This window comes from Sinorhizobium americanum (assembly GCF_001651855.1).
In the GTDB taxonomy this organism is placed as follows: Bacteria; Pseudomonadota; Alphaproteobacteria; order Rhizobiales; family Rhizobiaceae; genus Sinorhizobium; species Sinorhizobium americanum.
In genome coordinates, this window is sequence record NZ_LNQC01000055.1 from 14,634 (window position 1) to 39,174 (window position 24,541).

At 58.0% G+C, this 24,541-nt stretch carries 20 protein-coding genes; 11 read left to right on the plus strand and 9 right to left on the minus strand.

The window, feature by feature from the left end:
* Window positions 1–3: 3 nt before the first annotated feature.
* The 7 genes from ATC00_RS15545 to ATC00_RS15570 all read right to left on the minus strand — a co-directional run bounded on the left by ATC00_RS15545 (window position 4) and on the right by ATC00_RS15570 (window position 9,699).
* Window positions 4–2,013 carry a HAMP domain-containing methyl-accepting chemotaxis protein gene (locus tag ATC00_RS15545; RefSeq protein ID WP_037381186.1) on the minus strand — a complete coding sequence of 670 codons (2,010 nt, stop codon included), beginning with the start codon at window positions 2,011–2,013 and terminating at the stop codon, window positions 4–6.
* A gap of 766 nt (window positions 2,014–2,779) precedes the next feature.
* Complete coding sequence (locus ATC00_RS15550) at window positions 2,780–3,292, minus strand: flavin reductase (RefSeq protein ID WP_037381191.1); 513 nt, start codon at window positions 3,290–3,292, stop codon at window positions 2,780–2,782.
* A 267-nt stretch (window positions 3,293–3,559) separates the two neighbouring features.
* The gene (locus ATC00_RS15555) at window positions 3,560–4,417 is read right to left on the minus strand and encodes a sterol desaturase family protein (RefSeq protein ID WP_037381195.1); all 858 of its coding nucleotides are present in this window, start codon (window positions 4,415–4,417) and stop codon (window positions 3,560–3,562) included.
* Window positions 4,418–5,061: 644 nt separating this feature from the next.
* Complete coding sequence (locus tag ATC00_RS15560; protein WP_327290354.1) at window positions 5,062–6,459, minus strand: radical SAM family RiPP maturation amino acid epimerase; 1,398 nt, start codon at window positions 6,457–6,459, stop codon at window positions 5,062–5,064.
* A 206-nt stretch (window positions 6,460–6,665) separates the two neighbouring features.
* Window positions 6,666–6,941, minus strand: a complete 276-nt coding sequence (locus tag ATC00_RS15565; RefSeq protein WP_052035410.1) for a hypothetical protein — start codon at window positions 6,939–6,941, stop codon at window positions 6,666–6,668.
* Window positions 6,942–7,600: 659 nt separating this feature from the next.
* Window positions 7,601–7,804, minus strand: coding sequence for a cold-shock protein (locus ATC00_RS31145; protein WP_018097662.1), 204 nt, complete (start codon window positions 7,802–7,804; stop codon window positions 7,601–7,603).
* Window positions 7,805–8,448: 644 nt separating this feature from the next.
* Window positions 8,449–9,699, minus strand: a complete 1,251-nt coding sequence (locus ATC00_RS15570) for an ROK family transcriptional regulator (protein WP_037381201.1) — start codon at window positions 9,697–9,699, stop codon at window positions 8,449–8,451.
* Window positions 9,700–9,970: 271 nt separating this feature from the next.
* Here ATC00_RS15570 and ATC00_RS15575 point away from each other — a divergent pair, with 271 nt between their 5' ends.
* From ATC00_RS15575 to ATC00_RS15600, 6 genes are all read left to right on the plus strand, one after another.
* Window positions 9,971–11,431, plus strand: coding sequence for an ABC transporter substrate-binding protein (locus ATC00_RS15575; protein WP_037381203.1), 1,461 nt, complete (start codon window positions 9,971–9,973; stop codon window positions 11,429–11,431).
* A gap of 69 nt (window positions 11,432–11,500) precedes the next feature.
* Window positions 11,501–12,430 carry a carbohydrate ABC transporter permease gene (locus ATC00_RS15580; protein ID WP_037381205.1) on the plus strand — a complete coding sequence of 310 codons (930 nt, stop codon included), beginning with the start codon at window positions 11,501–11,503 and terminating at the stop codon, window positions 12,428–12,430.
* Between the two features lies 1 nt (window position 12,431).
* Window positions 12,432–13,262, plus strand: coding sequence for a carbohydrate ABC transporter permease (locus ATC00_RS15585; RefSeq protein WP_037381207.1), 831 nt, complete (start codon window positions 12,432–12,434; stop codon window positions 13,260–13,262).
* Between the two features lie 30 nt (window positions 13,263–13,292).
* A complete protein-coding gene (locus ATC00_RS15590; RefSeq protein ID WP_037381210.1) occupies window positions 13,293–14,318 on the plus strand; it encodes a Gfo/Idh/MocA family protein in 1,026 nt (341 codons plus the stop codon).
* 77 nt (window positions 14,319–14,395) lie between these two features.
* Entirely contained in the window at window positions 14,396–15,562 is a 1,167-nt protein-coding gene (locus ATC00_RS15595; protein WP_037381212.1) for an ABC transporter ATP-binding protein, read from the plus strand.
* A 164-nt stretch (window positions 15,563–15,726) separates the two neighbouring features.
* Window positions 15,727–16,044, plus strand: coding sequence for a hypothetical protein (locus ATC00_RS15600; RefSeq protein WP_037381215.1), 318 nt, complete (start codon window positions 15,727–15,729; stop codon window positions 16,042–16,044).
* A 553-nt stretch (window positions 16,045–16,597) separates the two neighbouring features.
* Here ATC00_RS15600 and ATC00_RS15610 read toward each other — a convergent pair.
* A complete protein-coding gene (locus ATC00_RS15610) occupies window positions 16,598–17,311 on the minus strand; it encodes a GntR family transcriptional regulator (protein WP_052035411.1) in 714 nt (237 codons plus the stop codon).
* Window positions 17,312–17,977: 666 nt separating this feature from the next.
* Between ATC00_RS15610 and ATC00_RS15615 the strand changes: the two genes are divergently transcribed.
* The 3 genes from ATC00_RS15615 to ATC00_RS15625 all read left to right on the plus strand — a co-directional run bounded on the left by ATC00_RS15615 (window position 17,978) and on the right by ATC00_RS15625 (window position 19,913).
* Window positions 17,978–18,649, plus strand: coding sequence for an HAD family hydrolase (locus ATC00_RS15615; protein WP_037381433.1), 672 nt, complete (start codon window positions 17,978–17,980; stop codon window positions 18,647–18,649).
* Window positions 18,650–18,862: 213 nt separating this feature from the next.
* On the plus strand, window positions 18,863–19,363 hold the full coding sequence (locus ATC00_RS31150; protein ID WP_037381219.1) for a GNAT family N-acetyltransferase: 501 nt from the start codon (window positions 18,863–18,865) through the stop codon (window positions 19,361–19,363).
* A gap of 130 nt (window positions 19,364–19,493) precedes the next feature.
* The gene (locus tag ATC00_RS15625) at window positions 19,494–19,913 is read left to right on the plus strand and encodes an SDR family oxidoreductase (RefSeq protein WP_234782317.1); all 420 of its coding nucleotides are present in this window, start codon (window positions 19,494–19,496) and stop codon (window positions 19,911–19,913) included.
* Window positions 19,914–19,986: 73 nt separating this feature from the next.
* Here the strand turns inward: ATC00_RS15625 and ATC00_RS15630 are convergent, their stop codons facing one another.
* The gene (locus ATC00_RS15630) at window positions 19,987–21,264 is read right to left on the minus strand and encodes a DegT/DnrJ/EryC1/StrS family aminotransferase (RefSeq protein ID WP_037381225.1); all 1,278 of its coding nucleotides are present in this window, start codon (window positions 21,262–21,264) and stop codon (window positions 19,987–19,989) included.
* A gap of 667 nt (window positions 21,265–21,931) precedes the next feature.
* On the opposite strand from ATC00_RS15630, the gene ATC00_RS15635 reads away from it, so the two are divergent.
* Together ATC00_RS15635 and ATC00_RS15640 are read left to right on the plus strand one after the other, a co-directional pair.
* Window positions 21,932–23,236 carry an ROK family protein gene (locus tag ATC00_RS15635; RefSeq protein WP_037381435.1) on the plus strand — a complete coding sequence of 435 codons (1,305 nt, stop codon included), beginning with the start codon at window positions 21,932–21,934 and terminating at the stop codon, window positions 23,234–23,236.
* Between the two features lie 158 nt (window positions 23,237–23,394).
* Window positions 23,395–23,970, plus strand: coding sequence for a hypothetical protein (locus ATC00_RS15640; protein ID WP_037381228.1), 576 nt, complete (start codon window positions 23,395–23,397; stop codon window positions 23,968–23,970).
* Window positions 23,971–24,541 lie beyond the last annotated feature (571 nt).

Genomic DNA, 24,541 nt, shown 5'->3' on the forward strand with positions numbered 1-24,541 from the left:
TCGTCAGAACTCCTCCCAGTTGGCTGCGACCGCCGCCGTGGCCGCGCGTCCGCCCAAGGCGCCGGCGAGCTTACGCGTGAGCGCGCGGGCTGGCGAGGTGATCGGACGGGTGTCCGCGGCGGCCGCACGTGGGGCAGTGCCGACCTCGATCTTGAAGTGGGCGATCAGCCGGGCGAGGTTCGCCGCCTCGTCGGCCAGCCGGCCGGTGGCCGCCGTCGATTCCTCGACCATCGCCGCGTTCTGCTGCGTCACCTGGTCCATCTGGTTGACCGCCGTCGAGACCTCCGACAGGCCGGTCGACTGCTCGCGGGCGGCGGTCGCGATCGAATGGACGTGCTCGTTGACCTTGATCACATGCCCTTCGATCAGGGTGAGCGCCGCGCCGGTCGCCGTCACCAGCTTCACCCCGGCCTCGACCTCGGTCCCCGAGCGCGAGATCAGCGCCTTGATGTCCTTGGCCGCATTGGCGGAGCGCTGCGCCAGTTCGCGCACCTCTTGCGCCACGACGGCGAAGCCCTTGCCGGCCTCGCCGGCCCGTGCCGCCTCGACGCCGGCATTGAGTGCGAGCAGGTTCGTCTGGAAGGCGATCTCGTCGATGACGTTGATGATCTGGCCGATCTCGCCGGAGGCCTCTTCGATCCGGCCCATGGCCGAAACCGCATCCTTGACGACAGCGCTCGACTGCTCGGTGCTCTTGCGGGCCTCGTCGACCATGTGGCTGGCCTCCGTCGCCCGCTCCGTCGAGCTCTTCACCGTGGCGGTGATTTCTTCGAGCGCCGAGGAGGTCTCTTCGAGCGAGGCGGCCTGCTGCTCGGTGCGCTTCGACAGGTCGCCGGAGGCGACCCGCATCTCGCCTGCGCCGCCATTGATCGTGTCGATCGCGCTACGGACCTCGCCGAGGACGGAGCGCAGGTTCGCCATCGTCTGATTGACGTTGGACTGAAGCTCGCGGAAGGCGCCCTGGAATTCGCCGCGCATGTTTTCCGTCAGGTCGCCTTCCGCCAGCGCCGAGATCACCCGGCGGGTTTCGGCAACGCCGCGGTCGACCGAAGTAACCAGTTCGTTCACCTGGGTGGCGAAGCGGTCGAGATCGGCATGGTCATAGGTCTTGGTGATGCGCCGGGTGAAATCGCCGGCGACCGCCGCCGAGACGACCTCGCCGATGCTCGACTGAAGATCGGTGCTTTTCGCCTGCAGCGCCGCTTCCTGTGCGTTCAATTCGCGCACCTTGATGCCGTTCTGCTTGAACACCTCGACGGCCCGCGCCATCGCGCCGATCTCGTTCGCCCTGTCGGTAAAAGGGATTTCGAGCGACAGATCGCCATCCGCGAGGGTGCGCATGACCGCGGTCGTCCGATTGATCGGGCGCGAAATGCCGACGATCGCAAAGGTCATGGCGCCGAGACCGGCAAGGCAGGCGATAGCGAGCAGCATGAAGGTCGCGATGCGGGCGCTGGCGAAGCCCGCCGAGCTGTCCGCGTAGCTGTGCTTCGCGCCGGCAAGATTGATGTCGCGGAACCCGTCAGCCAGCTTGTCCAGTTCGGTGTAGCTCTGACGCATGGCGCTTGTCAGGAAATCCCCCGCCTCGTCCTTCTTACCGGCGCGCGACATCGCGATCAGCTCGTCATGCTGCTTCAGATAGGTGGCGAGTACATCCTTGAACTTGGCGTAGAGCTCGCGCTCCTCCGGGTCGTCAACCAGCCCGTCATAGATTCTCATCCGCTCTTCGAGTTTCTTGAGATCGGTGGCGATCGCGTCGTCGGCACGCTTCATGCCGGCTTCGGTGCGGTTCACGATATGCCGATTTTCCGATCCACGGAGGTCGGAAATCGCAGTGTTGATCTTGTTGGTGATGTCGATGCTTGGAACCCATTTGGCCGCCATCGTTTCGACATCGCCGAAGACCCGCCCGATTGACGAGAGCGCGAAGAGACCTTGGCCACAGAGCAACAGAAGCAGCAGCGAAATCGCACCAATCAATGATGTTTTGAGAGAAAGCGACGATAGTTTCATTCGGGTTTTCCTGCAATTCGGACAGGGAGACCTCATGCTTCCGAGTCTAAGGAAATCAGCCGTTCGAATCATTCGATTAGCAAAGGGGGCGCCCATCTACTCGCTTGGGCAATCGTAACTCGCCGCCAGGGTCCTGCGCCAACTCCAAACGGTTATTGAGTCAGTGGCAATCCAGGGACTGCTTCCGTTATCCAGTTGTAAAGCTTAACAACACCTAAGCCTCGCAAGCCACGATGCTTAACAATGCGCAAATTGGACACTGCTTCTGAAAATGCATACGAGGCGAACTGGCTAAGTTAGTGCCGCTCGCCTATCGGACGGTTCTCTCCCTAGGCCTTCCGATGGACGGCGGAGAAGTGGCCGAAGTGAAGGAAGCCTTATTTCAGGTATATATCTCTCACGGATTGGCGATTCGAGGGATCGAGAGTATCGGCGAGGCGAGCCCGCCGGCCATGTTGCTCGCTCGGCTTTCGGGTGCCTTTGAGATCAGCATATTTACGCTGATGGTTCGAGCGGAGTTGCAGGAGGGAATGCTGCTGCGGAAATGCCACCGGCTAATCTGCGGATCCGGTCACCGGTTAGCTGAGGTGACGGCTTTTGCTGCTTCATATTCGCGATCCCTGCGCTGGATGAAAACCAGACGCTCATCGCCGACACCTTGGCGGGCGGGCAAGGATCAGTGTGCGAAGGAACGCCATTTGACATTGGCCAAATGCCTTCCGGGTGGAGCGGCAAGCGAACGCAAATCATCCTCTTGCCATCTTCTTCAGGCCCGGATCTCGGCAAGACGCGCAGCACTGACGCCAACGCGGTGGAAGTCTCGCCCGAAATAGATGAGCCCATCGCAACCGGCCTCGTATCGAACGGCCGTCACTCCGCAATAGAAAACGGTGTGGGTGCCCACTTCCGAAGCAGAATCGACCTGACAATCGAAAGCACAGACAGCCCCATCGAGCACCGGAGCGCCCGTTTCAAGAGCACCCCATTTAGCACAGGCGAGCCGTTCGCGGACTGACAGCCCCTTCGTAGCAAACTGCATCGCCACGTCACGCTGATCGGCCGACAGAACGTTGACACAAAGATTTCCATTCTTGCGAATGATTTCGTTGGTGGCGCTCGAGCGATTGATGCAGACGAGGAGCGTCGGCGGCTCGTCCGTCACTGAGCAGGCTGCGGTGACTGTGCATCCTGCAAGGCCTGCGGCCCCGTTCGACGTAACGATATTAACTGCCGCGGCAAGACCTGCCATTGCGTCTCGGTACTGGGACCTATCAATCATGTGAAATCCTGCATCTCACAAGTGAAATCACTTTGGCAGCCGCATCGCCGCGACACTTCGCGGCCGAATGCGTTTCTTTGCTGCGCGACCCACCCAGATGATGGTAATCCGCCTACTTGATTCGGAGGCGAAGATCAGTACACGTCCTGGTCACACTTGCCGGTAGCATCTTCGCCAGAAATCTTTGACGCGAACATCCGTGCCCGCTCGATGCACATTCTTTATGGTTTTTGGGATCTCGACAGCCAGATTCGCGTAGATTCCCATTCAATCCCCAGCCCCTACATCACTTCCGACTTTAGCTCTACGCCAGCGACGTCGATCGAATGGGAACATAATGTAATCGCGCACGGTGAGCGGCTCGGGCTGGTCTCGGAGGCCAACTTCTGGCCACTCATTCTTTTTTGGCCAGTATGCCGTCAGAAAAATCGTGTCCCAGACGGTTGTAAAGAACCCATAGTTTCGGTGCCGGTGATGCGGTTCCATCGAGTGATGAATGCGGTGGAACTTATTGTCGCCAATGATGTACCGAAGCGGCCCAAGATTGATGCGGGTGCTAGAGTGTGAAAGATGGGCCTGGAACGTAATCAGGGTCATGGCAACAACGGGCACTACGCCAGATTCGAAGTGGATAAGCGCGAGAGGTAGGGCCACTAACGCTGCGTAAATGAGGGGCTCGGTAACGTGATGATTGCAATTCCATGCCGTCAATTCGCGGATCGAGTGGTGAGTAGCGTGCAGGCGCCAGAGGAATGGAACAGCATGCTGAGCGCGGTGCATCCAGTAGTAAAAGAAGTCCCCGGCAATCGCGACCAAAACCCCTGAAAGGACGGCCAATCCAGTGTTAATGATTGCGTTTTCGGAGTGAAGCAACGTACCGAAGTCGATTGTTACGAGCGGCGTTACCCCTAACCAGTCCAAGCTTACGGCGTAGAGGTGCCAAACCAACGCACCCCATCCGAGGCGAATAATCCAATTCCGCACGCCGCGAACGTATGAGGCAAAACTGTAGCGATAAGCCGGAAGGGTTAGCTCCAGCGCGGCGCAAAAGGTAGCGAAAATCACAACCAGCTCTAGCGATTTCACAAAGGACTGGATCATCTGATCAACATCGAGAATGTGCATTTGTTTTGCTCCGGCGAATCTTTCTGATCAGCGCGGTCGCCTTCGTCACGAGGGCGAGTCCAACCGGATCGGTATCGGCGCAGAAAGCACGATGGCAAATTTCCTCGCACGCATCCAAACGGTGATCATGCCGCCGTACGGCGGGGCACCGCGATGACGCTATGCGCTATTCTCGGTCATTGGTAAAATCCATTGTTTGGATAATACCCATCCGTGGCCCAAATGGTTGGAGGAGCCCAGCAGAGAAGGCTTACGGGAGACGTTTGGATTGGTAAGACTACGAATACTACCAGAGCGACGCAAGCCATCCCGGTCACGGCAGTACTCGTTCGTGTCTCCTGCGCGACTTTGCCAAGTATCGGCGACGGGACGCCCTCCGACTGATTACCGGGTCAACCGCAGACCGAGGTCGCGAACATCGCGATGCTGGTACCTTTGATGGTAGTTCGGCGGGTTGCAGGCGTAGTCAGCGATGCGATGCTTGCGCTGAAACTGACTGCGATGGTGGTGGAAGCGCAAGGACACGACCATCACCACGAAGCTCGCCGTGATACGACGACTCTTTCACCTGGTCGGTGCGCATGCTCGGCCCCCCGGCAAATGAGGTAACGTAATAATACATCCCCGTCCCGAAGGCCTTCGCATCAGGCCCCTTCGACGCGGCTCGTCATCCCGTCGCCGTTCTGCCAAGCAAAGCGGTCATCGAGGTCCTCTTCGATCACCCCGGCCGCGTATAACTGTTCGAGCAGGTCCGCGACCGAAAGTATGCTCGACCCGTCCGTCGCGACCCGCCTAACGAGCTCCGAGGCTGTGCAGTTGCCGCACGCGATTAGTTGGCCAACGGAAATCGGAGCGACATCGTCAAGCACCCTGTGTTCCATGTTGCGTGAGCGGAGCTCGAAGTAACCGTTTCCTGGCCTGTATTGCAGGTCGCTGCGGAAGCGAATCGGCAGGCCTGGGGCTGGGCTCTCGAGCATATGCTGATCCATCATGCTCTGCAGCCCCTCCCGAAACTCGTCAAGCGTCCTGAAGAAACGTTGATCCACAATGCGATACCCGAGAGGCCACCGTACGCTGCCCGGTACCGGCGTCACCAATTGTGAACGTCCCTGCGGCATATTTACGAGGAAGCCGGAAACACAGGCGATTGTCGTGTGATAGCCCTCCGGCAAGGCGATTGCATCACATTCGTTAGCCACCCTGAGCTTCTGCTTCCGCGCGCGTGCGCGCCCGGTGAAAGCCTTCGCGGTCGGTGCTTCCTTGCCCTGCAGGATGAGTTCGACCCCGAGGAGCTCCTCAGGCGAAAACGCCATGTGAATCTTATTGAGATGTGCTGTGCTCAGCACGGAGAAACGATTGGTAGTAGTGCCGTAACGGTCGAAGAGTCCGAGCACGCGCCTGGTGAGTGCCTCATCCTTGAGCGGGGCGGCTGTCGATGTTTGCGGCAATGCTCCCGTGATTTGATAGTAGTCGTACAGAAACTGATCGTAGTGCGGGTTGTCCATAGGATCTGTGGCCCAGTAGCAGAAACCAGTGCGGGCCGCCGAACCAAACATGTCGCTTGCGACACCAACCACACCGCGCCAAAGCTCTGCATGCTCTTCGCTGTAGTCATAATAGCCTTTAAAGCGATCGGCCGAGAGGCCACAGAACCAGCAGCCGACGGTGCAGCCTTCGCTCAGCTCGAAGGCGATAATGGGGTGCGTGATCGAGGGCGCCGATCCGCCCAATTCGTCGTTGCAGCGCCGCATCTGGCGCTCACGCCAGGCATGAAATCGGGGGTTGATCTTCGACATATCGCCTTCGACGCGCAGGCGGTCGCGATGGCGCAACATGTCGCGGATATGGTCATCCCACATCATCGCCAATGGCCAGGGGGCAGACTCCGGCTTGAAGCGGTAATTCAGGTGGTCACTGCGCCAGAGCGGCAGCATTTGCATTGGGTCAACTTCGATGCCGTAGCGCTCTGTTACTGCTCCAGGCGCGTCTACGTTCTCCGAAAGCGCCCTGCGGAACTTTACATCACCAGACAGCCGTTCCATGAAGCGCTTGACGTGTGACAACGTGCGCCGTTGCTCTGGTGTGCGCCGGTCAACATTCGGTCGGCAGTGTTCGCCCCGAGGGCACAGGTCGGCCCCTGAAGCCATACGTTGCAGGCTTGATGACATGTTTCTTTCTCGATTGGATGGCTTCCATGTTCTCTTGGCACCGGCTCGGCCAAGTCGATGCCGGCAGAACCAGAATCACGTCAAGTCGCCACCGCAACAACAACTACAATAAGTACAACGACCGCGGCGAAGCCAGGGAACTTTTCCTCGGCGTCGAGCCTCTTACTACTAGTCACCCTCCGTGGGTTGGCCAACCGTACGTAACTTTTCACCTCGTCAGGCGTGATGTTGTAGTCGAGGCTCTTTCCGACCGCTGCGATCGTTGCAAGGCCTGTAGCAGTTGGTTTGACGTTTTCAAGCAGGCTCGCTTTTCCCCCTAAGTCGTTGACGAAGCGCTCTACATCAGTTTGCGGCATAGCTGATTTCCGCCTTTTCTCAATGTTGCCAAACTACCCATCTCGCTCTCGCAAACGCTCAAGTGATGATGCCGTGAACGAGGCAAGCGGCGTACCAAGCTGAGATTTCTGGCCTTGCGCCTTGTATGACCGTATACATTGTCAACTTGCCGACATTTGGCTCCCGAAACCGACAATTGGCCTGCTCCAAAATGTCGCCAACCGCGCATTCTTTCAGTCACCGCTCTGCGGCCGCCAGCTCAGTTGTGGAGACGCCTGGTGGATCCCCCCGCGCGGCATCGATCGGGTGGCGGGGCGACATTAATCTGACGCGCTCATTCCTTTGCGATGCTTGCCGTTCTGTCGACAAGCGTCACGACATCGCGAGATACTCTTGGAGTAGCGATTTCAAACTAGAGGCCACATTCAAGCCTCGAGGATCGCGCGCCTATGGCAAGCCCTACACTGAATAAGTGGCTATCAAGCCGAGCGCCGTACGAGAAGCAAAAGGCAGAGCGGCGACTAACTGAGGGCGCCGCCGCCCCCGCTATGGGTCGTCATCCCAACGGTCTCCGCGAAGGCTTCCACGGTTCGACGGTTCGATCACATCGCGGTCGAGATCTCGGCCTACCAGAACAGGATCGGCCTCCGCGGCCGATCCACGAATTGAACGATCTCAGTTAAAGTACGCGAACGTTTTCTGCCTTCGATTTTCCGGTCTTGCGATCCTGACCTAGGTCGTAACTCACTTTCTGTCCTTCGCTCAGGGAACTGCCACCTTGCAAGGCAGACACATGCACAAACACGTCAGCCCCTCCATTTTCGGGTGTAATAAAGCCAAATCCCTTGTCTCCATTGAAAAACTTAATCGTGCCAGTGGCCATGAACAAATCCTCGACGCTTTCACGGCTGATTGCCGCTTGAAGAGCTTTAAGCCGGCAATGTGTCGCCCGCAATCTATTTGATCCTCATCTTGTCCCGAGCATCGGACCACTCACGCAAATGGAGGCGGCCAGAGGTTCATCATGTGTTGGCCGAAAGGATCAGTGGTCAAGCGGTTGCCGGTGACGACGCGGGGGCCATTGCTTGGTTTAGGAGCGACTAGGTTCCAACAGTGTCATCGGCACCTATTTGCTGCGATACCATGGCCGATATGGTGTTCATCCGAGTCGTGGTCTCGCCCGACAGTAACGACGCATGACGATAGTGCAGTGGCACGGTCCTCAACTTCCTTGTCAATCCGGATGAGCGCTTAAATGACCACCGGCCGATAAACCTGTTGAAGGCCGGCGACGTGAGGCCGGTCGAGGACGCAACAGGTGCGTGACGGCACCTTTCCCGCCGGCTGACCTCGCTGCGGTCGAGTCCCGAAGGGGCGCTCCTTCACTGGTGATCTCGTTGAAAGGGGAGGGTGGTTACCCAAGTCGACGGCGCGCCATTAAACCGGTGCCGCCTATCCGTGGAGCGGTGGGCCTGCTTGCTACTGCCCGTTCGCGATGGCAACGCGGCCGTCGCCATCTTCTCCTGCCTAGATTACCAACTTGAGATGGCTGGACAAGACCAGGCCGGCGGCCCCGCGTAACGCGGTGTGACCTTCTCCGATCCCGTTCACCGTAATGGAAATCTCTTGGTTTGGCCGCTTCCTGACCAGGCGTTCGACGTGCTGCTTGACGCGTTCGGCGGCGTCTGCACCGCCTCCTGCGATGTCGCCGTGGAGGACATAGGAGTTGAGCGACAGGGTCTGTTGCAGGTTCAGAATCCCGAACGCGACATTGCGGGTATAGCGATCGAGCAGGACATCGGCGGCCTCCGATCCTTCGGCGGCCTCTTTGACGAGGCGAGCGGAGGTGACACCTACGGGGTTCGCCAAACCGAGCCGAGCCGCTTCTCGCCGTAGCCAGGGCAGGGCCGCGACTGTCTCCCAACATCCATGCTTGCCGCAGTTGCAGAGCTCGCCATCAATTTGAACCACCGTATGGCCAAGTTCGCCTCCGGAGCCGGCAAGCCCCCGATAAACCCGTCCGTCGATGTAGAAGGCTCCGCCCAACACTTCACCGGTGTAGATGGCCGCGAACGTCTGCTGGCCTCTTCCCGGTCCAAACCACCGGTCGCCGACGAGGAGTGCCCGGGGGTGGTGATCGATGACCACGGGAAGCGAAAAATGCGTCTGCAGGATGTCGACCAGGGGAAGGCCGCTCAGAACCGGCGCGAGATTGACCGCAAGGATCACGCCGTTGTCGCTGTCGATCATGCCGCCAGAGGCAATGCCGATCCCGAAGGGCGCCTGTTGGGCCTGGGAGAGCGTTGCAGACAAGGTGTCCTTGATGATCGCCAGGAACGCATCCCTGTCTCCATGCGGATCGAATTCCGCCTTGGTGAGTGCCTTGATCTCGCCGCTTAGCGTCACGAGACATGTCTGGGTTCTGCCCGGCAAGAGAAGCACGGCGCCGAGCATCGGGGCTTCCGGATTGAAATAGATCGGACGCGCCGGCTTGCCGCCCTTGAAGTCGGAGGGGACCGCTTCGCCTTCGACGAGCAGGCCCTCTTCGATCATCGGCTGGACGATGCCGGTTATCGTCGTACGGTTCACGCCTGCCAGACGGGCAAGCTCCGCGCGGCTCTTGGGGCCGTGGTCGTACAGGGCCTGCAGCACGCGGCCACGATTGATCTCGCCCAGCGTCGACTGTGAAACAAGCGTCACGTTGCCACCGTCGCCAGCGTCCTTTTGGGAAGGACTGCGCTGCCCGAGCGAATAAGGTGGTTGATTCTCGAATTTCAACTTGCATCTCCGATTTGGCAACTGGTCTTTCTAGCCTGTGAACGCTTGCTCGACCAGACGGGGTCCGCGCGCACATCCAGGACCGGTCGCGAGCGGGTGAGGCCGCTCCGCTGGAAACTCTGTGGCGACTTCTTGACAGTAGCATAAGTTTGTGCGAAGTACAAACAAACTGCTGCAAACGGCAGACGAGGGGTAACAACTAAGTCGAGCACGGCGCCAACCGGGGTCCGGATTCGATCGAGGTTGGATTACAGACAACGAGGAGGCATTCATGACATTTGATATCGGAAACATGTCGCGCCGGAACATGCTGAAGTCGGCGTCCGCCGCAGCGCTCCTGGCGTCAGGGGTCAGCTCGCTGGTGGCGCCACGGCGTGCAGCCGCCGCCGGCACGGTACGGGTACTATCCGTCGAAGACCCGTTCTTCTTCGCGATGAAAGCGATGATCCCGGAATACGAGAAGGAGACCGGCATCAAGGTCGAGTTGGAAAGCCTCTCCTATGAGGCGCTGCAGACCCGCCTTGTTTCCGCCTTCGTCGCCAAGACCTCCGATGCCGATGTCATAGCCGTCGACCAGATGTGGCTGGGGCAGTATCTAGACAACGGCTGGATCATTTCGCTGAACGACTTCATTGCTGAGGACAGCGACATCGATCTCTCGGATTTCATTCCCGAGGTTCTCTATTCTTCGAACATGTGGCGCGGCCAGATTGGTACGCTGCCGGTCGCGGCCTATGCGCAGGGCGTCATGTACCGCAAGGACATCTTCGATGAGTTCGGCATCGCCGCACCGCCCTCCGAAAGCTCGGAAGACTGGACCTGGACGAAATACCTTGAGACGCTGAAGGCGCTCGAAGGCAAGTCGTTCGGCGGCAATCCGCTGTTCCCGACGGTGGTCTGCGGCTCGCAACCCTCGCCGATCACCCATATGTTCACGCAGCTTTCCGTCAGCCATGGCGCCAGCTGGTTCAAGTCCTTCCCGGGTGCTCCCTGGGATTTCTCGCCGGAACTGACCGGCCCTGCCTGGGTAAAGTCGGTCGAGATCTACCGCCAGCTCTACAAGCTCTCGCCGCCCGAGGCGATCAATTATGTCTGGTTCGATGCCGGCACCCGCTTTGCCAAGGGCGATATCGGCATGTTCTACTGGTGGACGCCGTATTTCTACCTGGTCAAGAATTCCGGCTACATGACCGGCAAGAAGTCGGATGTCATGGACAAATACGCAACCGCTGCCCTGCCCAAGGCCGAAGGCCTGCCGCAGACAGTCAGCCTCGGCGGCTACAGTCTCGGCGTTCCCTCGAGCTCCGAGCGGCAGGAAGCGGGTTACGCCTTCATCAAATGGGCGACGTCGAAGGCGACCCAGAAGAAGATGGCGCTCTGGCCGGACCTCAATTACCAGTTCTCCGACTTCGCCCGCGCATCGCTCTACGAGGACGCGGAGGTGAAGGCGGTCTATCCTTACCTCGACGTCCAGTACGCGATGATGAAGCAGGGCAACGGCAAGATCACCCGCCCGCCGGTCCCCGGCTATACGGCCGTCGAGAGCGTGCTCGGCCTCACATTGAACCAGCTCCTCACCGGCAGTGAGGATCCGAAGACTGCGCTCGAGCGCACCAACGGCCTGTTCGAAAGCATCCTTAAGGGCAATCTGATGATTCCTTATCAGAAGGAAAGCTTCGCGGACACGCTCGACGAAGCCAAAACCCTGATCGGCACGCTCGGCAAGGCGTAAGGTTTCTTCCCGGCCGGCGCGGTACGCCCGCGCCGGCAGTCACGCGCGAAGAAGAATTGGACCTCGACCATGCACGCTACAACCATCCGCTCGCCGCAGGCGCTTTCGCCTGTCCGCAAGAGCTTTGTCCGGCGAAACCTGCCCTACCTGTTGATCGCGCCTTCGGTCGTCATGCTGCTGGGACTGATCGCCTATCCGCTGCTCTTTGCGCTCAAATCGAGCTTCTATTTCTGGAACCTGCAGGTCGGGCCGCAGCCCTTGGCCTTCGTCGGCTTGGACAACTACGTTCAGGCGATCAATGCCTTCGATTTTCGCGCGGCACTGACCAATACGCTGATCCTCTCGGTCGTCGGCACCGCGACCGAGTTCTCGCTCGGCCTGGCGATTGCGCTCGTCCTGCTCAAGGCGCTGCCCGGCATGAATGTCGTGCGGGCGCTTCTGATCCTGCCAACCACGATTGCACCGATCGTCGTCGGCTTCCTGTTTCGCTATCTCTATGACCCCGGCGGCGGGTTGGTGACCTGGGTCCTGCAGTCTCTCTGGCTGCCCGTGCCGGCAGAAGGCATTCTCGGCTCGCCGTCGACGGCGCTTGCCGCCATCTTGTTCGTCGACATCTGGCAATGGACGCCATTCTTCGCCATCGTGATCTATGCCAGCCTGCTCGCCGTCCCCGACGAGATCATCGAAGCAGCAAGGCTGGATCGCGCCTCGGCTTGGACGATCCTGATGCGCATCAAGCTGCCGCTCATCCGGCGCACCGCCATCATCATCGTCATGCTGCGCTTCATGCAGATATTCAACACCTTCGACACGGTGCTGGTGCTGACGCGCGGCGGACCGGGCACCTCGACGCGCACGCTCGGCTATTCGCTCTACGAGCAGGGCCTCGTCAACTTCAATGTCGGCCTTGTCAGCGCTCAGACGTGGATCGCGGTGCTGATCGTCAACATAATCGTCGCCCTCTACGTCTTTTTCGCCTTCCGGAATGAGGAGTGGTGATATGAAAAGCCGCACGACCTTCTACACGGCGCTCACCTATGCCGCCGGCCTGCTGTTCCTGGCCGTCTTCATTGGTCCGATCCTGTGGTTCCTGGCACTCGCTATCCGTTCGGCCGAAACGGCGTTCGAGATGCCGCCGCAGCTCACCTTCGAACCGACGCTCGACGCCTTTCGCCATATCCTTGTCGATCCCGGCACCAATGCGCCGCAGCTGGTGAACTCGCTGATCGTCGCGATCGGCGCGGTGCTTCTCAATCTGCCTTTCTCAGTGCCTGCGGCATACGCGCTCTCGCGCTTCAAGCTGCGCGGTAAGAAGAACATCATGCTCTGGTATCTCGGGCTGCTGATGGCGCCGCCGGTCGCCTTCCTGATCCCGTATTTCGTGCTGATCACGCGGGTCGGCCTGCAAGGGTCATACTTGTCGATGGTGCTGGTTTTGCAGACCCTGACGATCCCGTTCTCCGTCTGGCTGATGAAGAGCTTTATCGATGAGGTACCGGCGGAGCTCGAAGAGGCCGCCCGTGTCGATGGTGCGCGCTGGCATACGATCATGTGGCGGATCACGCTGCCGATCGTTCGCCCCGGCATCATCGTCACCTCGATGTTCGCCTTCGTCTTTGCCTGGAACAACGCGGCCTTTCCGCTGGTGCTGAGCTCGCGCTCGACCGCCACGCTTCCGATCGGGACGCTCGGATATTTCGCGACCAGCGGCGTGACCTGGAACTACATCGCCGCAGCCGCGGTGCTCGCGATGATCCCGCCGATGATCATCTTTTTGGTGTTCGACCGCTACGTCGTCAGAGGCCTCACCTTCGGTTCGGTGAAAGGCTGATCGCCCCCCTTTTGAATGGAGTAGAATTGAATGAGCAAACTTCGCATGGGCGTTATCGGCGCCGGCCTTTGGGGCAACAACCACGCCCACACCTTCAATGTCCTGCCGGAAACGGAGCTGGTCGGCGTCTGCGACCTCGACGAGGGCAGGGCGCTCAAGATGAAGGAGAATTTCGGCGCGGCTGAGGCTTTCACCGATTATCGGAAGCTGATCGCCAGTGACGATATTGATGCGGTGTCGGTGGCGACGCCGGACTTCACCCACACGCCGATCATCCTGGCGGCGCTGAAGGCCGACAAGCATGTGCTCAGCGAAAAGCCTCTGGCGACGACAGTGAAAGAAGCTGAGGACATCGCCGAAGCTGCGGCGGTGTCCAAAGGCAAGCTGATGATCGACTTCCACAACCGTGTGAACCCGATCCTGGCGCAGGTCCGCGACATGATCCAGGACGGCCAGATCGGGCTGGCAAAGCATGGCACGGCGCGGCTGTCGAACACGACCTTCGTTCCGTTCGAGATGCTGAGCTGGGCTGCGAAGTCCTCCGCGCTCTGGTTCCTCGGCAGCCATCTCGTCGATGTTCTGCGCTTCATCCTCGCGGACGAGGTTACCCGCGTCTACGCGGTTGCCCGTTCCGGCACCTTGTCGGCCGGCGGCGTTGACACCAAGGATTTCCATGCGTCGATCCTCGAATTCTCCAAGGGAACGGTGGTGACCATGGAGAACAGCTGGATCCTTGCGCGCGACAATCCGTCGCTCGTCGATTTCAAGCTCGAGTTCGTCGGCGAGAAGGGTCAGATCCAGGCCGATCCTACCCATAGCGGCGGCCTTCGCCGCATCGTCGATGGCGGCATGAAGTTCAACGACTACATCGGCATGACTCCGACCGGCGCCACCCGCATCGGCGGCTTCGTGCAGGAGTCGATTGCTCGCTTCGTCGACAGCGTGGTGCGCGACGTGCCCCTGCTTGCCGACGCCAACGACGGCCTCGCCAATACCAGGGTTCTGGCGGCAATCGAGGAGTCAGTCGCCAGTGGGATACCTGTGACCATCGGCTGATGTCGTGATTAATTCCCGAGGCATTCCGTCCATCGGGCGGCTTGGCTCGCGTTTTCATACTGGGAGTAGAACAAAATATGGCGTCCATGACTTTTGACGGGATCGGAAAAACCTTTTCGGACGGGACCGTCGCCGTCGCCAATGTGAGCTTCACGGTTGCCGATGGCGAGTTTGTCGTGCTGGTCGGACCGTCGGGTTGCGGCAAGTCCACGCTTCTGAGGATGGCGGCCGGGCTCGAGTTGCTCAACAGCGGCCGGCTGCTCATGGACGATCACGATGTCAGCAACACCGAGGCGCAGGACCGCGACATCGCCATGGTGTTCCAGAACTATGCGCTCTATCCGCACATGACCGTCTACGAGAACATGGCCTTCGGCCTGCAGCAGCGGAAAATGCCGAAGGACAAGATCGAAAAGCTTGTGCGCGACGCCGCCGAGATGCTCGATCTCACAAAATATCTGCATCGCAAGCCGGGTGCGCTCTCCGGCGGCCAGCGCCAGCGCGTGGCGATGGGGCGCGCCATCGTCCGCCATCCGATGGCCTTCCTTATGGATGAGCCTCTCTCCAATCTCGACGCCAAGCTCAGGGTCCAGATGCGCGCCGAGCTCAAGCTCCTGAACCAGCGCCTCGGCGTCACCACGCTCTATGTCACCCACGACCAGGTCGAGGCAATGACGATGGGCGACCGGGTCGCGGTGCTCAAGCCCGTCGGCAACGCCGGGGAAAGCAATCTGCAGCAGATCGACACGCCGCAGCGGCTCTATGACCGGCCGGCAAATATCTTCGTCGCAGGCTTTATCGGCTCGCCGGCAATGAACTTCGTGCGGGCCGAACTCCGGGCGGAGGGGGCAGGCCTGCGCGCGGCGATCGCGGGGACCGGGATCAGTTTTCCGGTTCCCGCGAGCGCTGTCTTGTCCGCCTATGCCGGACGCCAGGTCGTCGTCGGAATACGACCGGAGATGTTTCTGGTGTGTCCCGAAGCTGAGGCGCTGTTCAACGAGCCGGTCCCGGTCGCCGAGGCGCTCGGGGCCGACACCTATGTCTTCTTCGACATCGCGTCCCCGCCCGTCGATGTCAACGACGCCGAGGAGCCGGAGGAGTTCAAGCGCAAGGGCACCAATCGCCTGGTGGCGCGGATCCCGCCGGCAGCGACGCCAGCGCCCAATCAGCGACTGCCTCTGACAGTGGACCTGCAACAGCTGCACTGGTTCGACCCATTGACAGGAACTGCTATTCGCGATTGACCGGATGGAAGATCAAGCACCGACTCGCCTTTACAATCGTTTCCCGACCCTCCCAGGGCGCCTTGGCTGCCGTCGAACAGGTCCCGACGGCAGCCCTTTTTTTGGCTCTGCGATCGGGGACGAGCGGTTCCGGACCTTATCAGCAGCATCATCGGGAGTAGCCTGTGAAACACCTATCGATCTTCGGGAAGTTCTTCCTGCTCATGGCTATCTTCGGCCTGACGGCGCTTGCCCTCACGCTTTATCAGAGCAGACAGACGTTCGAGATCAGCAGGAGCTATGAGGCGCTGCTCGATAGAGACGCGTTTGCAGCACTCAATCTGAGCCAGTCCAATCGAAGCCTCGAGGCCGCGCGGGCAAGCATGGGGGACTTGTCGAATGACACGTCTGGCACTGACAGCCCGCAAGGGTCGCCAGTCCGGCGTATAATGGCGAAGGTTGTAAATGCTTTTGGGATGCCCAACAACGTTGCTGAGTGTTGAGAATGAAAACCTGTTCTGAATCGGCGTGACGCGTCCTTTCAGCGCTTCTGTGCGCCGAGCGCTCGGCGGGAACCAAAAATTCGTTGGATCTCGAATTTTGAGCTTTCGTCGAAAAAGCCGAGACCAGATTCCGATGACGAGGTAACAGACTGAATTTCTGCTAGGTGTTCATGACGACGTGGAAACTTTCGCCCTTTGAAAGATCGTGCCTTAGGTGGATATCGCTGGGCAGGAGCGTCTCCGAGATCGCCTTGCTCGAGGGCAAAAGCGAAGCAGAGATCAATCTGTGCTTGGAACGAGCCCTTGTCTTGCTTGGGGCGATCTCGATGGAGGATGCGCTCAAGAAGGCGGATCTCATCTAGATAGATCGCATCTGGCTCTACGCTGCCGTAATTGGCATGCGACGGATCGATTTTTTCTTCGGGTTTAACTCACGTGCACACCTTTGCAGGTGCAATAACCACCTCGCGCGGAATCATCATCATACCCAATGCTGGCCAAACGTCTGCTGCCCAGGCAAAGGCATGGCATTTCGGCATAGCTCTGGCAAAAGTCATCGCTGCACGCTCATGAACTGCTCGCTATAGACGGATGCATTTAATGATCGACCGTTCACGACGTCCAAAACGTGTGTCAGGGCGCGTTGTTCGAAATCAAGGTGGCTCATCAATGCGGATTGCACGACGCTCGTTGCTTTGCCGAGTTGGGGCATCGCATTCGTCAGCGTTGCGAGGCTTTTCCTGAAAGATCGGGAATGCTCTGACGCAGTTATTTCCACGCGTAAGGGGTGCGTGCAAAAACAAAATTTGTCGATAATCTTGCACATCTCACAATTCGATGCCCTCTGGCCGATTTCGGTGAAGATCGCTTCCGCTCGACGCGCGGGTTCGGACCTTGATGATGCTTCACAAGGTGCCGGTTTGTAGTGAGCCTGAGGCTCTGCGCGGGCGAGTGCGAAGGCTAGGACTTCCCGTGCCACAGCATACGAGTCCGCTATGGCCCAATCGGTGAGGGGCCTCGTGAAGTAGCCCTTTTGGGGGATGGAAATGACCTTACCCTCAGCTGCAAGTCGGATAAGTGCTTCGCGTACCGGAGTTCTCCCAATGTTGAGTTTGGCCGACAACTCGACGTCACTCAGCTGTTGCCCCGGCATAAGCCCGTAACTGTAAAGCAAGTGAACGACTGCATCATAGGCCGCATCCGTTTTTCCGCGCGTTTTTGGTGGTTCAATTCCACGACATTGGGCGGCTTTATCACAGACCCACATCTTCCCACTCTCCTTTGTCGGATGTCGTTTGACCATCTCCTGCAGGATGCCAGAAACACTGCAGGATGCCAGAAACAAGTTTGTTGGGGGCACATTTCACATAGTGGCGGGGAGAGCAACCGTGCCGTTGGCGCGAGTTGACTAGGTGTCGCGTGCTTTCAGATGTTCTGCGGCCACCAACGGCATTGTACTGCTTCGCTGGACCAGTGCATCGAGATCCGAGAGCGTGTTCCTCCAATCGCTGAGCCACGCGAGCTTATAGATGCCGGAAAAAATATATGGAGTGCAGATCGAGAGGACTGCGGTTGAGGCGAGACTAAATATCAGGTGGCTTTAGCCGAGCAAAAGACCGCAGTCTGAGGAAATATACTGGAAAATATATTTTACATGTTACTTGATTATCGTGGCCTATGCCTTCACTTTCCGCCGCGGTAGTCTTGGGATGAGCAGAGCGAAACAGCGCCAAGGGTCTAATGGATGTGAACGATTTCGTGCATTAAATCCGTGTCGGCGTGATGTCATTTTGGACAAAAATAGGTGCCGATGGCCCTGGCGAAGCCAATAAGACTTCCAAAGTTCAAGCGGCTCTCCCCCGCTGGCCGGGAGGATCCGTAAATTTGTGGATTAGCTTGAATCGTGAGGAAAGCTTAACGGATGACTCAATGCATGCCCGCCTGCGAATCCCCAGGAGTTCTCATTTTCGATTGCGATGGGGTCCTCATCGACAGCGAAAGCATCGCCACCGAGGTACATGTCGAGGCTCTCGCAAAATCGGGGTACGCCATAACTGCTGAGGCTTATAATAGTCGTTTCATAGGCATGAGCGATCAGCAAAGCTACTCTATCATCGAAGCCGAGGCGGGCCTGCGCCTGCCAAATGACCACCATCAACGTGTGATGAAAGAGATCGCCAAGCGATATGCGTGCGAACTCAAGGCCATCGCGGGTATTCGACAGGCGTTGGACGCCATCAGCCTGGCAAAATGCGTGGCATCGAGCAGCGATCCGGAAAAGCTGCGTTTTGGACTTCAGATTACACATCTCTACGACTGTTTTTCGCCTCACGTCTTCAGCGCGTCCGAGGTTCCGCGCGGCAAGCCCGCACCCGATCTCTTTCTGTTCGCAGCGGAGAACATGAAAACACAGCCCGCCAACTGCCTGGTCATCGAAGACAGTGTTGCTGGAGTTCAAGCGGCGGTGGCAGCCCGGATGCGGGTGATAGGCTTTGTCGGCGGTTCTCATTGTGTCTCGGGCCTAGCAGAGAAATTGTTGGAAGCAGGTGCCACCAGAACCTTCAACCACATGGCAGTTTTACCGGAGATTCTTAGGCACCTCTAATCGGACAGTTTGTACGGTGGGGAGTTGCTCACGCAGTCTACCGGTGTACCAGGTGCGAAGACTCTGTCGGGCACTTCGGGCATTGTCTGGCAAGCAGAGCCCGCAGTTACCGGGACGTTTCTCAATCGGCGACCCCGACGCTAATTTGCCGCTCCGTGAGCTTTCCTTTCGCGCTGGACGCCGAAACACCTGAAAGAAAAAGAGGATTAGACGATGCACGGCGGTAGCAGAATCATAGTCGAGTACTTGGCGACATATCCGAATTTCATTCCTGTGTGTGCAAGCTGGGCTTTCGGGCAATGGGGTTGCCATTCGGATGGCTCATTCGCGCAGGCAGAACGTGAGTTCTTCGAAGGAGCACAGACACAATCAATTCCGTTAACTTTGATTGCGATCGAGGCTGGCAAACCTGCAGGAATGGTCAGTCTGTGGGAAAGCGACTTTCGAGGAAGGTTAGATCTGACTCCCTGGCTTAAGTCGCTGTACGTCCATCCATTCCACCGCAGAAAAGGAATAGCATTGTTGCTAATCAAGAGGCTGGAACAAGAGGCTCAGAGGCTCGGCTATCGAAGCCTTTACCTTACAACCGAGGACGCAAAAGACCTCTACGCAAAGGCCGATTGGCAGGAGATAGAGTATGTACGAACACCATATGGCGAAGCGGCATTAATGACCAAGGCGTTGACGCAGGCCGACGAAGACTGTGTAAAGTGATCACGGATGCAAATTGCGAGCTGCGTCACGCTTCGCGCTTCAAAGCCGTGAGAACGGCGGCCAAAAACCGGTTCCATACCCCCGGCGTTACGGCAGCGGACGAACCAGTCTTAGTCGTACGACGACCACAGTGCTCGGGAATCTCGGCCAGGTGCGAGCCAGTCTCCTGCCGCTCATGACTTCCGGCGGCTCCGTAATCCTGAACACCTCGACGCTCAGCACACAAGGCCGTCCATATGTGAGCGTCTATTCGGCGACGAAGGCGGCCATTCGCTCGCTGGCGCGGTCGCTCACCGTGGAGCTGGCCGAGAAGGGAATCCGCGTGAATGCCATGGCACCTGGCTACATCGATACGGATCTCGCGCGCAAAGGAGGAATGAGCGAGGAGATGATCGAACAGACGAAGACGCAGGTGCACGCTCAAATCCCGATGCACCGCAGCGGCACAGTCGATGAGATAGCAAAGGCTGTGCTGTTTCTCGCCTCTGATGATTCGGCCTACGTGACAGGCACCGAATTGTGCGTCGACGGTGGTTGGGCGCAGATCTGACAGCAAGCCGGCCCTCTTCGCGAGCGCCGGCTTGCATGCTGCAGATTTATGAGTTTACGAGGGGCAGATATTACTAGACGGCTGTCGCAAGCCCTTTTCCGACCAGTCTCGGGAGAGCTTTCCAGACCTTGTGAAAGGCTGCAGCGTAAAGTTCCATCACCTCGGCATCGTTCGGCGGAGCGATCTCGGATATGTAGAACATCGTGTCCAAGAGTTTCATCGTATTTGGAAAATCGGCAGCCCTCCAACTGTCGTTAATGCCGGGGAGATATTCGAACACAGGTTTCCGAAGCCAGACCCAAACAGGCACACCTTCAGCCTTGAGCAAGTTGACGATGAAATCCCTTGCTGCGGGGCCCGAGCCGAAACCGAGGAAGTCCGGTTCGATGCGAAGAGGAAAGTTGAGCATCGATTGATGCTGATCCGACGGATTGAAGAGCGGAAAAAGTCCAGGAAGTTCCCCAATCATGCTCCATAGCAGCTGCCCGTTATTCCTTCGCTTCTGTAGTTGCGTGTCCAGATTTGTTATTCGCATGTTTGCTATAGATGAGGAGAAAACGTTAGGACGATAATTATACCCTTGTGCGCAAGGCGAGAATATGCGCTCACCGTTTCGAGCTGAGCTCGCCAGTGACACGCGATCAACATGCTCGATCAGATTATTGTTTTCCGTAAGGATGAATCCGAGCTCGCCTGCCCCCAAATGCTTGGCCCCGTTTCCAGATAAGGCGAGTACGTCGCTGTCGAGATGCGTTCCGTTGAAGATCGCTTTGGCGGCCGCGATTGTCTGGCAGACATCGTCGATCAGCGCGACGCCTTGAGTACGCGCAGCCGATCTTGCGTCGGGGACAAGAATGTTATTGCCAAAGAGATGAGTGGTGAGGAGTGCGGCGACGTTCGGTGCGAGCTTTTCGGCGGCGGACTTTTGATCGATACCAGCCAAATCCATGTCGACATCCACGAAGATCGGACGCAGACCACAAATTGCTATCGGCCCCACCGCTCCCGGCCAATTCAGGGCTGCGGTAACCACGTGCTCGCCACGGCTTTTGAAATAGTCGAGTGCAACGTGGATCGCCGCCGTACCACTGCCGACGGCGCGCACCATCCACTTCCCGGTCCACCTGGAGAGATTCTGCTCCAACTCTGTCACAATCGGATGATTGACGCGATGATATTTCCCACTCTCCACTACTCCGCGGAGAGCATCTAAGTGCTTCTTCTGTGCGGCTGGCCAGGCAGTGATACGCCCAGGGGGGAACACAGGATCGCCGCCAAAGAAAGCCAGCTTCATTTCCGGGTAGGCCATGGCCTGGTTAGCGTCGGTGTCAATCTTGGCGCGTTTATTCATCCATTTCTCCGGTAAATAAGGGAATGTATAAGTCGTCTGTGGGAGACATAAAGTACGATAAAACACGTTCTGATCAGTTCAACAGGATATGTAAAATATATTCTGGTATATATTTTGCATTTTGTTCGGTTGTTCCATAAGCTGCTGTGGGCGTGAGAGAAGAATATGAAGATGTAACAAAAAATGCACTTGTGTTCAGCCGTCCCCCAGCGCGCGGGGACACATCCAGGTGATCGGCTCGTAAAAGGCTCAGTGATGTCCTTCCGCAATGAAACCTGATCTGAACCATGTATCCACAGTTGTGGGCGGCAGATGCTGCCAGCAATTTTCCGCTCCGCTCGTCGGTCGAGCGGCACTTTCCTTGATGGGCACCGAGCGGCCCTTGGCAACGGATCAACCGTCATCACGTCATGGAATTTGAACAAGGCTGTCCAATGGCGGGGAAACGGTCAAAGAGCTGGCGTGGCGTGTCTGGCAGGTAGAGCAGGCACAAAAACCTTAGACCGCGAAGGCAGTGGGGCGACCTCGTTATGCACAGCACCATTATTCAGGCGCCACCGTGCTCTCGGCCATCAACGATCCAGCAAACCATTGCCTAAGTTGTCTTTCGTTTTCGCGAATGACCTGAAATACGGGCAACAAACTTTTGGCGCAGGGGGATTACGCGATGGATCTTCTGATAAGGCGACTAAGGCAACAAGACTTAAGCGAACATGGGACAGCTCCTGGTGATCGTGACAGGACCGGTTCCGCAGGGCTAGTTGAGGGTGGCCAAAACACCCATCGGTTAATTCCGGCTCAATCCCTGATTTCAGCAGGTACGTTAGGGCCCGCAAATCGGGGGCGTCTGCTACAAGCTTTGTATGACATGGGACCGTCCAGCAGAGCGGATCTCGCGCGCTTTACCGGCGTCAGTCGAGGAACCATCGGCGGAATTGTTCAACCTCTGCTCGACCAGCGTATTCTCGCAGAGGGAGAAGCGATTCCGCCTAACCAAGCCGGGGGAAAGCCGGCCACTAAATTGTGGTTCTCCAAAGAGGCCAAGCCTATATGTGCGGTTCTTCTGATGCATGATCGTGTGCATACGTGCTTGGTTTCGCTGGAGGGTGAGATCAATGCCGAGAATGTCGCGGAGGTGCCGCAAGCCCTGACGGGCGCTTCCGACGTGTTCCAGATTGTCAGCGGCTGTGTCGAAAGAACCATCACATCCAGCAGTTATCCAATCTTGGGGATCGGCGCTGCAGTTGCAGGAATGATCGATACGGAAACCGGTTCAATTCTACGCACCGGCCCGGTGCCGTATCTCGACGGATTTCCAATAAGAGCGGAGTTGACCAAAAAGTTTGGGGTTCCGGTCGTCGTCGACCAAGATACCAGGGCGTTAATTGTTGGCGACCGGTGGTTTGGGCAAGGACGTGGCCGGCGAAACTTCGCTGTGGTCTACATCGGGGAAACTCTAAGAGGGGCACTGTTCCTGAACGGACATGTTCATCGGGGAGCCGCGGGGGCAGGTGGCGAAATCGGTCATACAATTGTGCAGCTCAATGGCCGGGCATGCCACTGTGGGCGACGCGGATGTTGGGAAACAGTCGCAACGCTGAAGTGGATAAGGGAAAAAGCGCGATCAAAAGGGCTGCCGCAGCCTCACGCGCTCAACGCTGGCCGTTTGGTGATGCTAGCCAACCAAGGCGTTAAAGAGGCCGTGGACCTACTGGACGAGTACGCGTTCAATGTTTCGGTCGGGTTGGCTAATCTTCAGCATCTAATAGCACCAAACTGCATTATTCTGCATGGAGATGTCGTGCATGGGGGAAGGCGGATGCTCGATCTGATCGAAAGAAGCTTTCGGGATCAGCTACTCGACCGCCCTGGTGACGAGATTAGGCTAGCGCTTGGGGACAGCGAAAATGTGGCTGCTCTGCGAGGTGCAGCTGGACTCATTCTCTCAGAACTGCTTAATTTCGTTATCTGACCAACGAGCAAAGGCATTGTTCACGTCCTCGAGACCGGAGCCGGCCTTATCATATCGGAACCGTCGGAACGTGCACTGCCCGACCCTCTAGTCTCCCCGCTTAACCTCACATCCGCAACACAAACCGTTCTCCCTCCCGAGCCGAAGCCTTCAATGCTATGAAAACACCGTGGAATTTCCTTGTTAAGTTGACGTCGCGGCGATCCTCGGCCAGATCGCCAGAGAGTTCGGATGGCTATGACAGCGATCCCGAGGCTCTCGAGCGCACTGTGGAGCACACGTCCACACTTCCGACCAATTCGACGCAAGCTGTCAGCCCATCTGGTCACGCTGAGGATGTATCGGTTGACCAAGTGTCAGTCGCATCGGACAAGGCGAAAGTCGATGACGACATTGAGGAGGCGCAACCGACAGCGCGTCACGAAGCAGACCACGCGGGCGGCAAAACGAATTCGACGGCGCCAACAGGCACGGTGGGAACAAAGTTGCGAAGGAAACCGGCCACACAGCGTAGAGAAGGTAGGAAGAAAGCCAAGGTTCGCGTGGCCGGGGAGAATACCGCGTCAAAGAATGATGAAAGTGTGCAACCCACCCTATCCTCAAGAAATTTGTTCTTCCATGAAGTGACAACCCTCGACGAGGAGATCAAAATGCTTCGAACCCAGCTGGCTCGAAAGCTTTATCTGCAGAACGTTCAGCTGAAGAAGATGCTTGAGCGATTCGAAACTTCGTGAGCGTGTGTCATGCCCCGCATACTTGCGTCATCTTTGCCTAACCGCTCGCCGCCTCATTGAATGATCTCCAGAGCCTGGCCGACACTATCCATTCTGGTCCAAACGCTAGCACGCGGCCATCATGCCAGGCTCACACCTTCTCAATCGGGCAATGATGCTCGCATAAGAGCACGATGGCGCTTGCGATGTTGGTCAGTTGCGCTCGTTGGCTTTCTGACACCGTCGGGCATGAAGCACTGCCCCACTGAGTGACCCCATCGTTTCAAAAGGTTAATAAGATTGGCACGGCACTTGCTCGATTAAGCACAACTCCCCACAGAATGATTGAGCAGGACACTACCATGAACCGCCCACCGCGCATTCAGTCGTCACCGCAAGAGCTCTGCGTGGCCTCTGCAAGCGAAGCCGCCCCCGCTCAGGATGCGCTTGGTCGGGCATCCGACTGTCAGCTCCCCACTGCAGGTGGGTACGTTAAAATGCGGGGCGGCCGAAGGCTGGCAGAACGACGCTGGGTTCTTCCTCAAGCGTAGTGAAGACGAGCCCTTGCAAAGATTGGCATCGCCGCCGACGG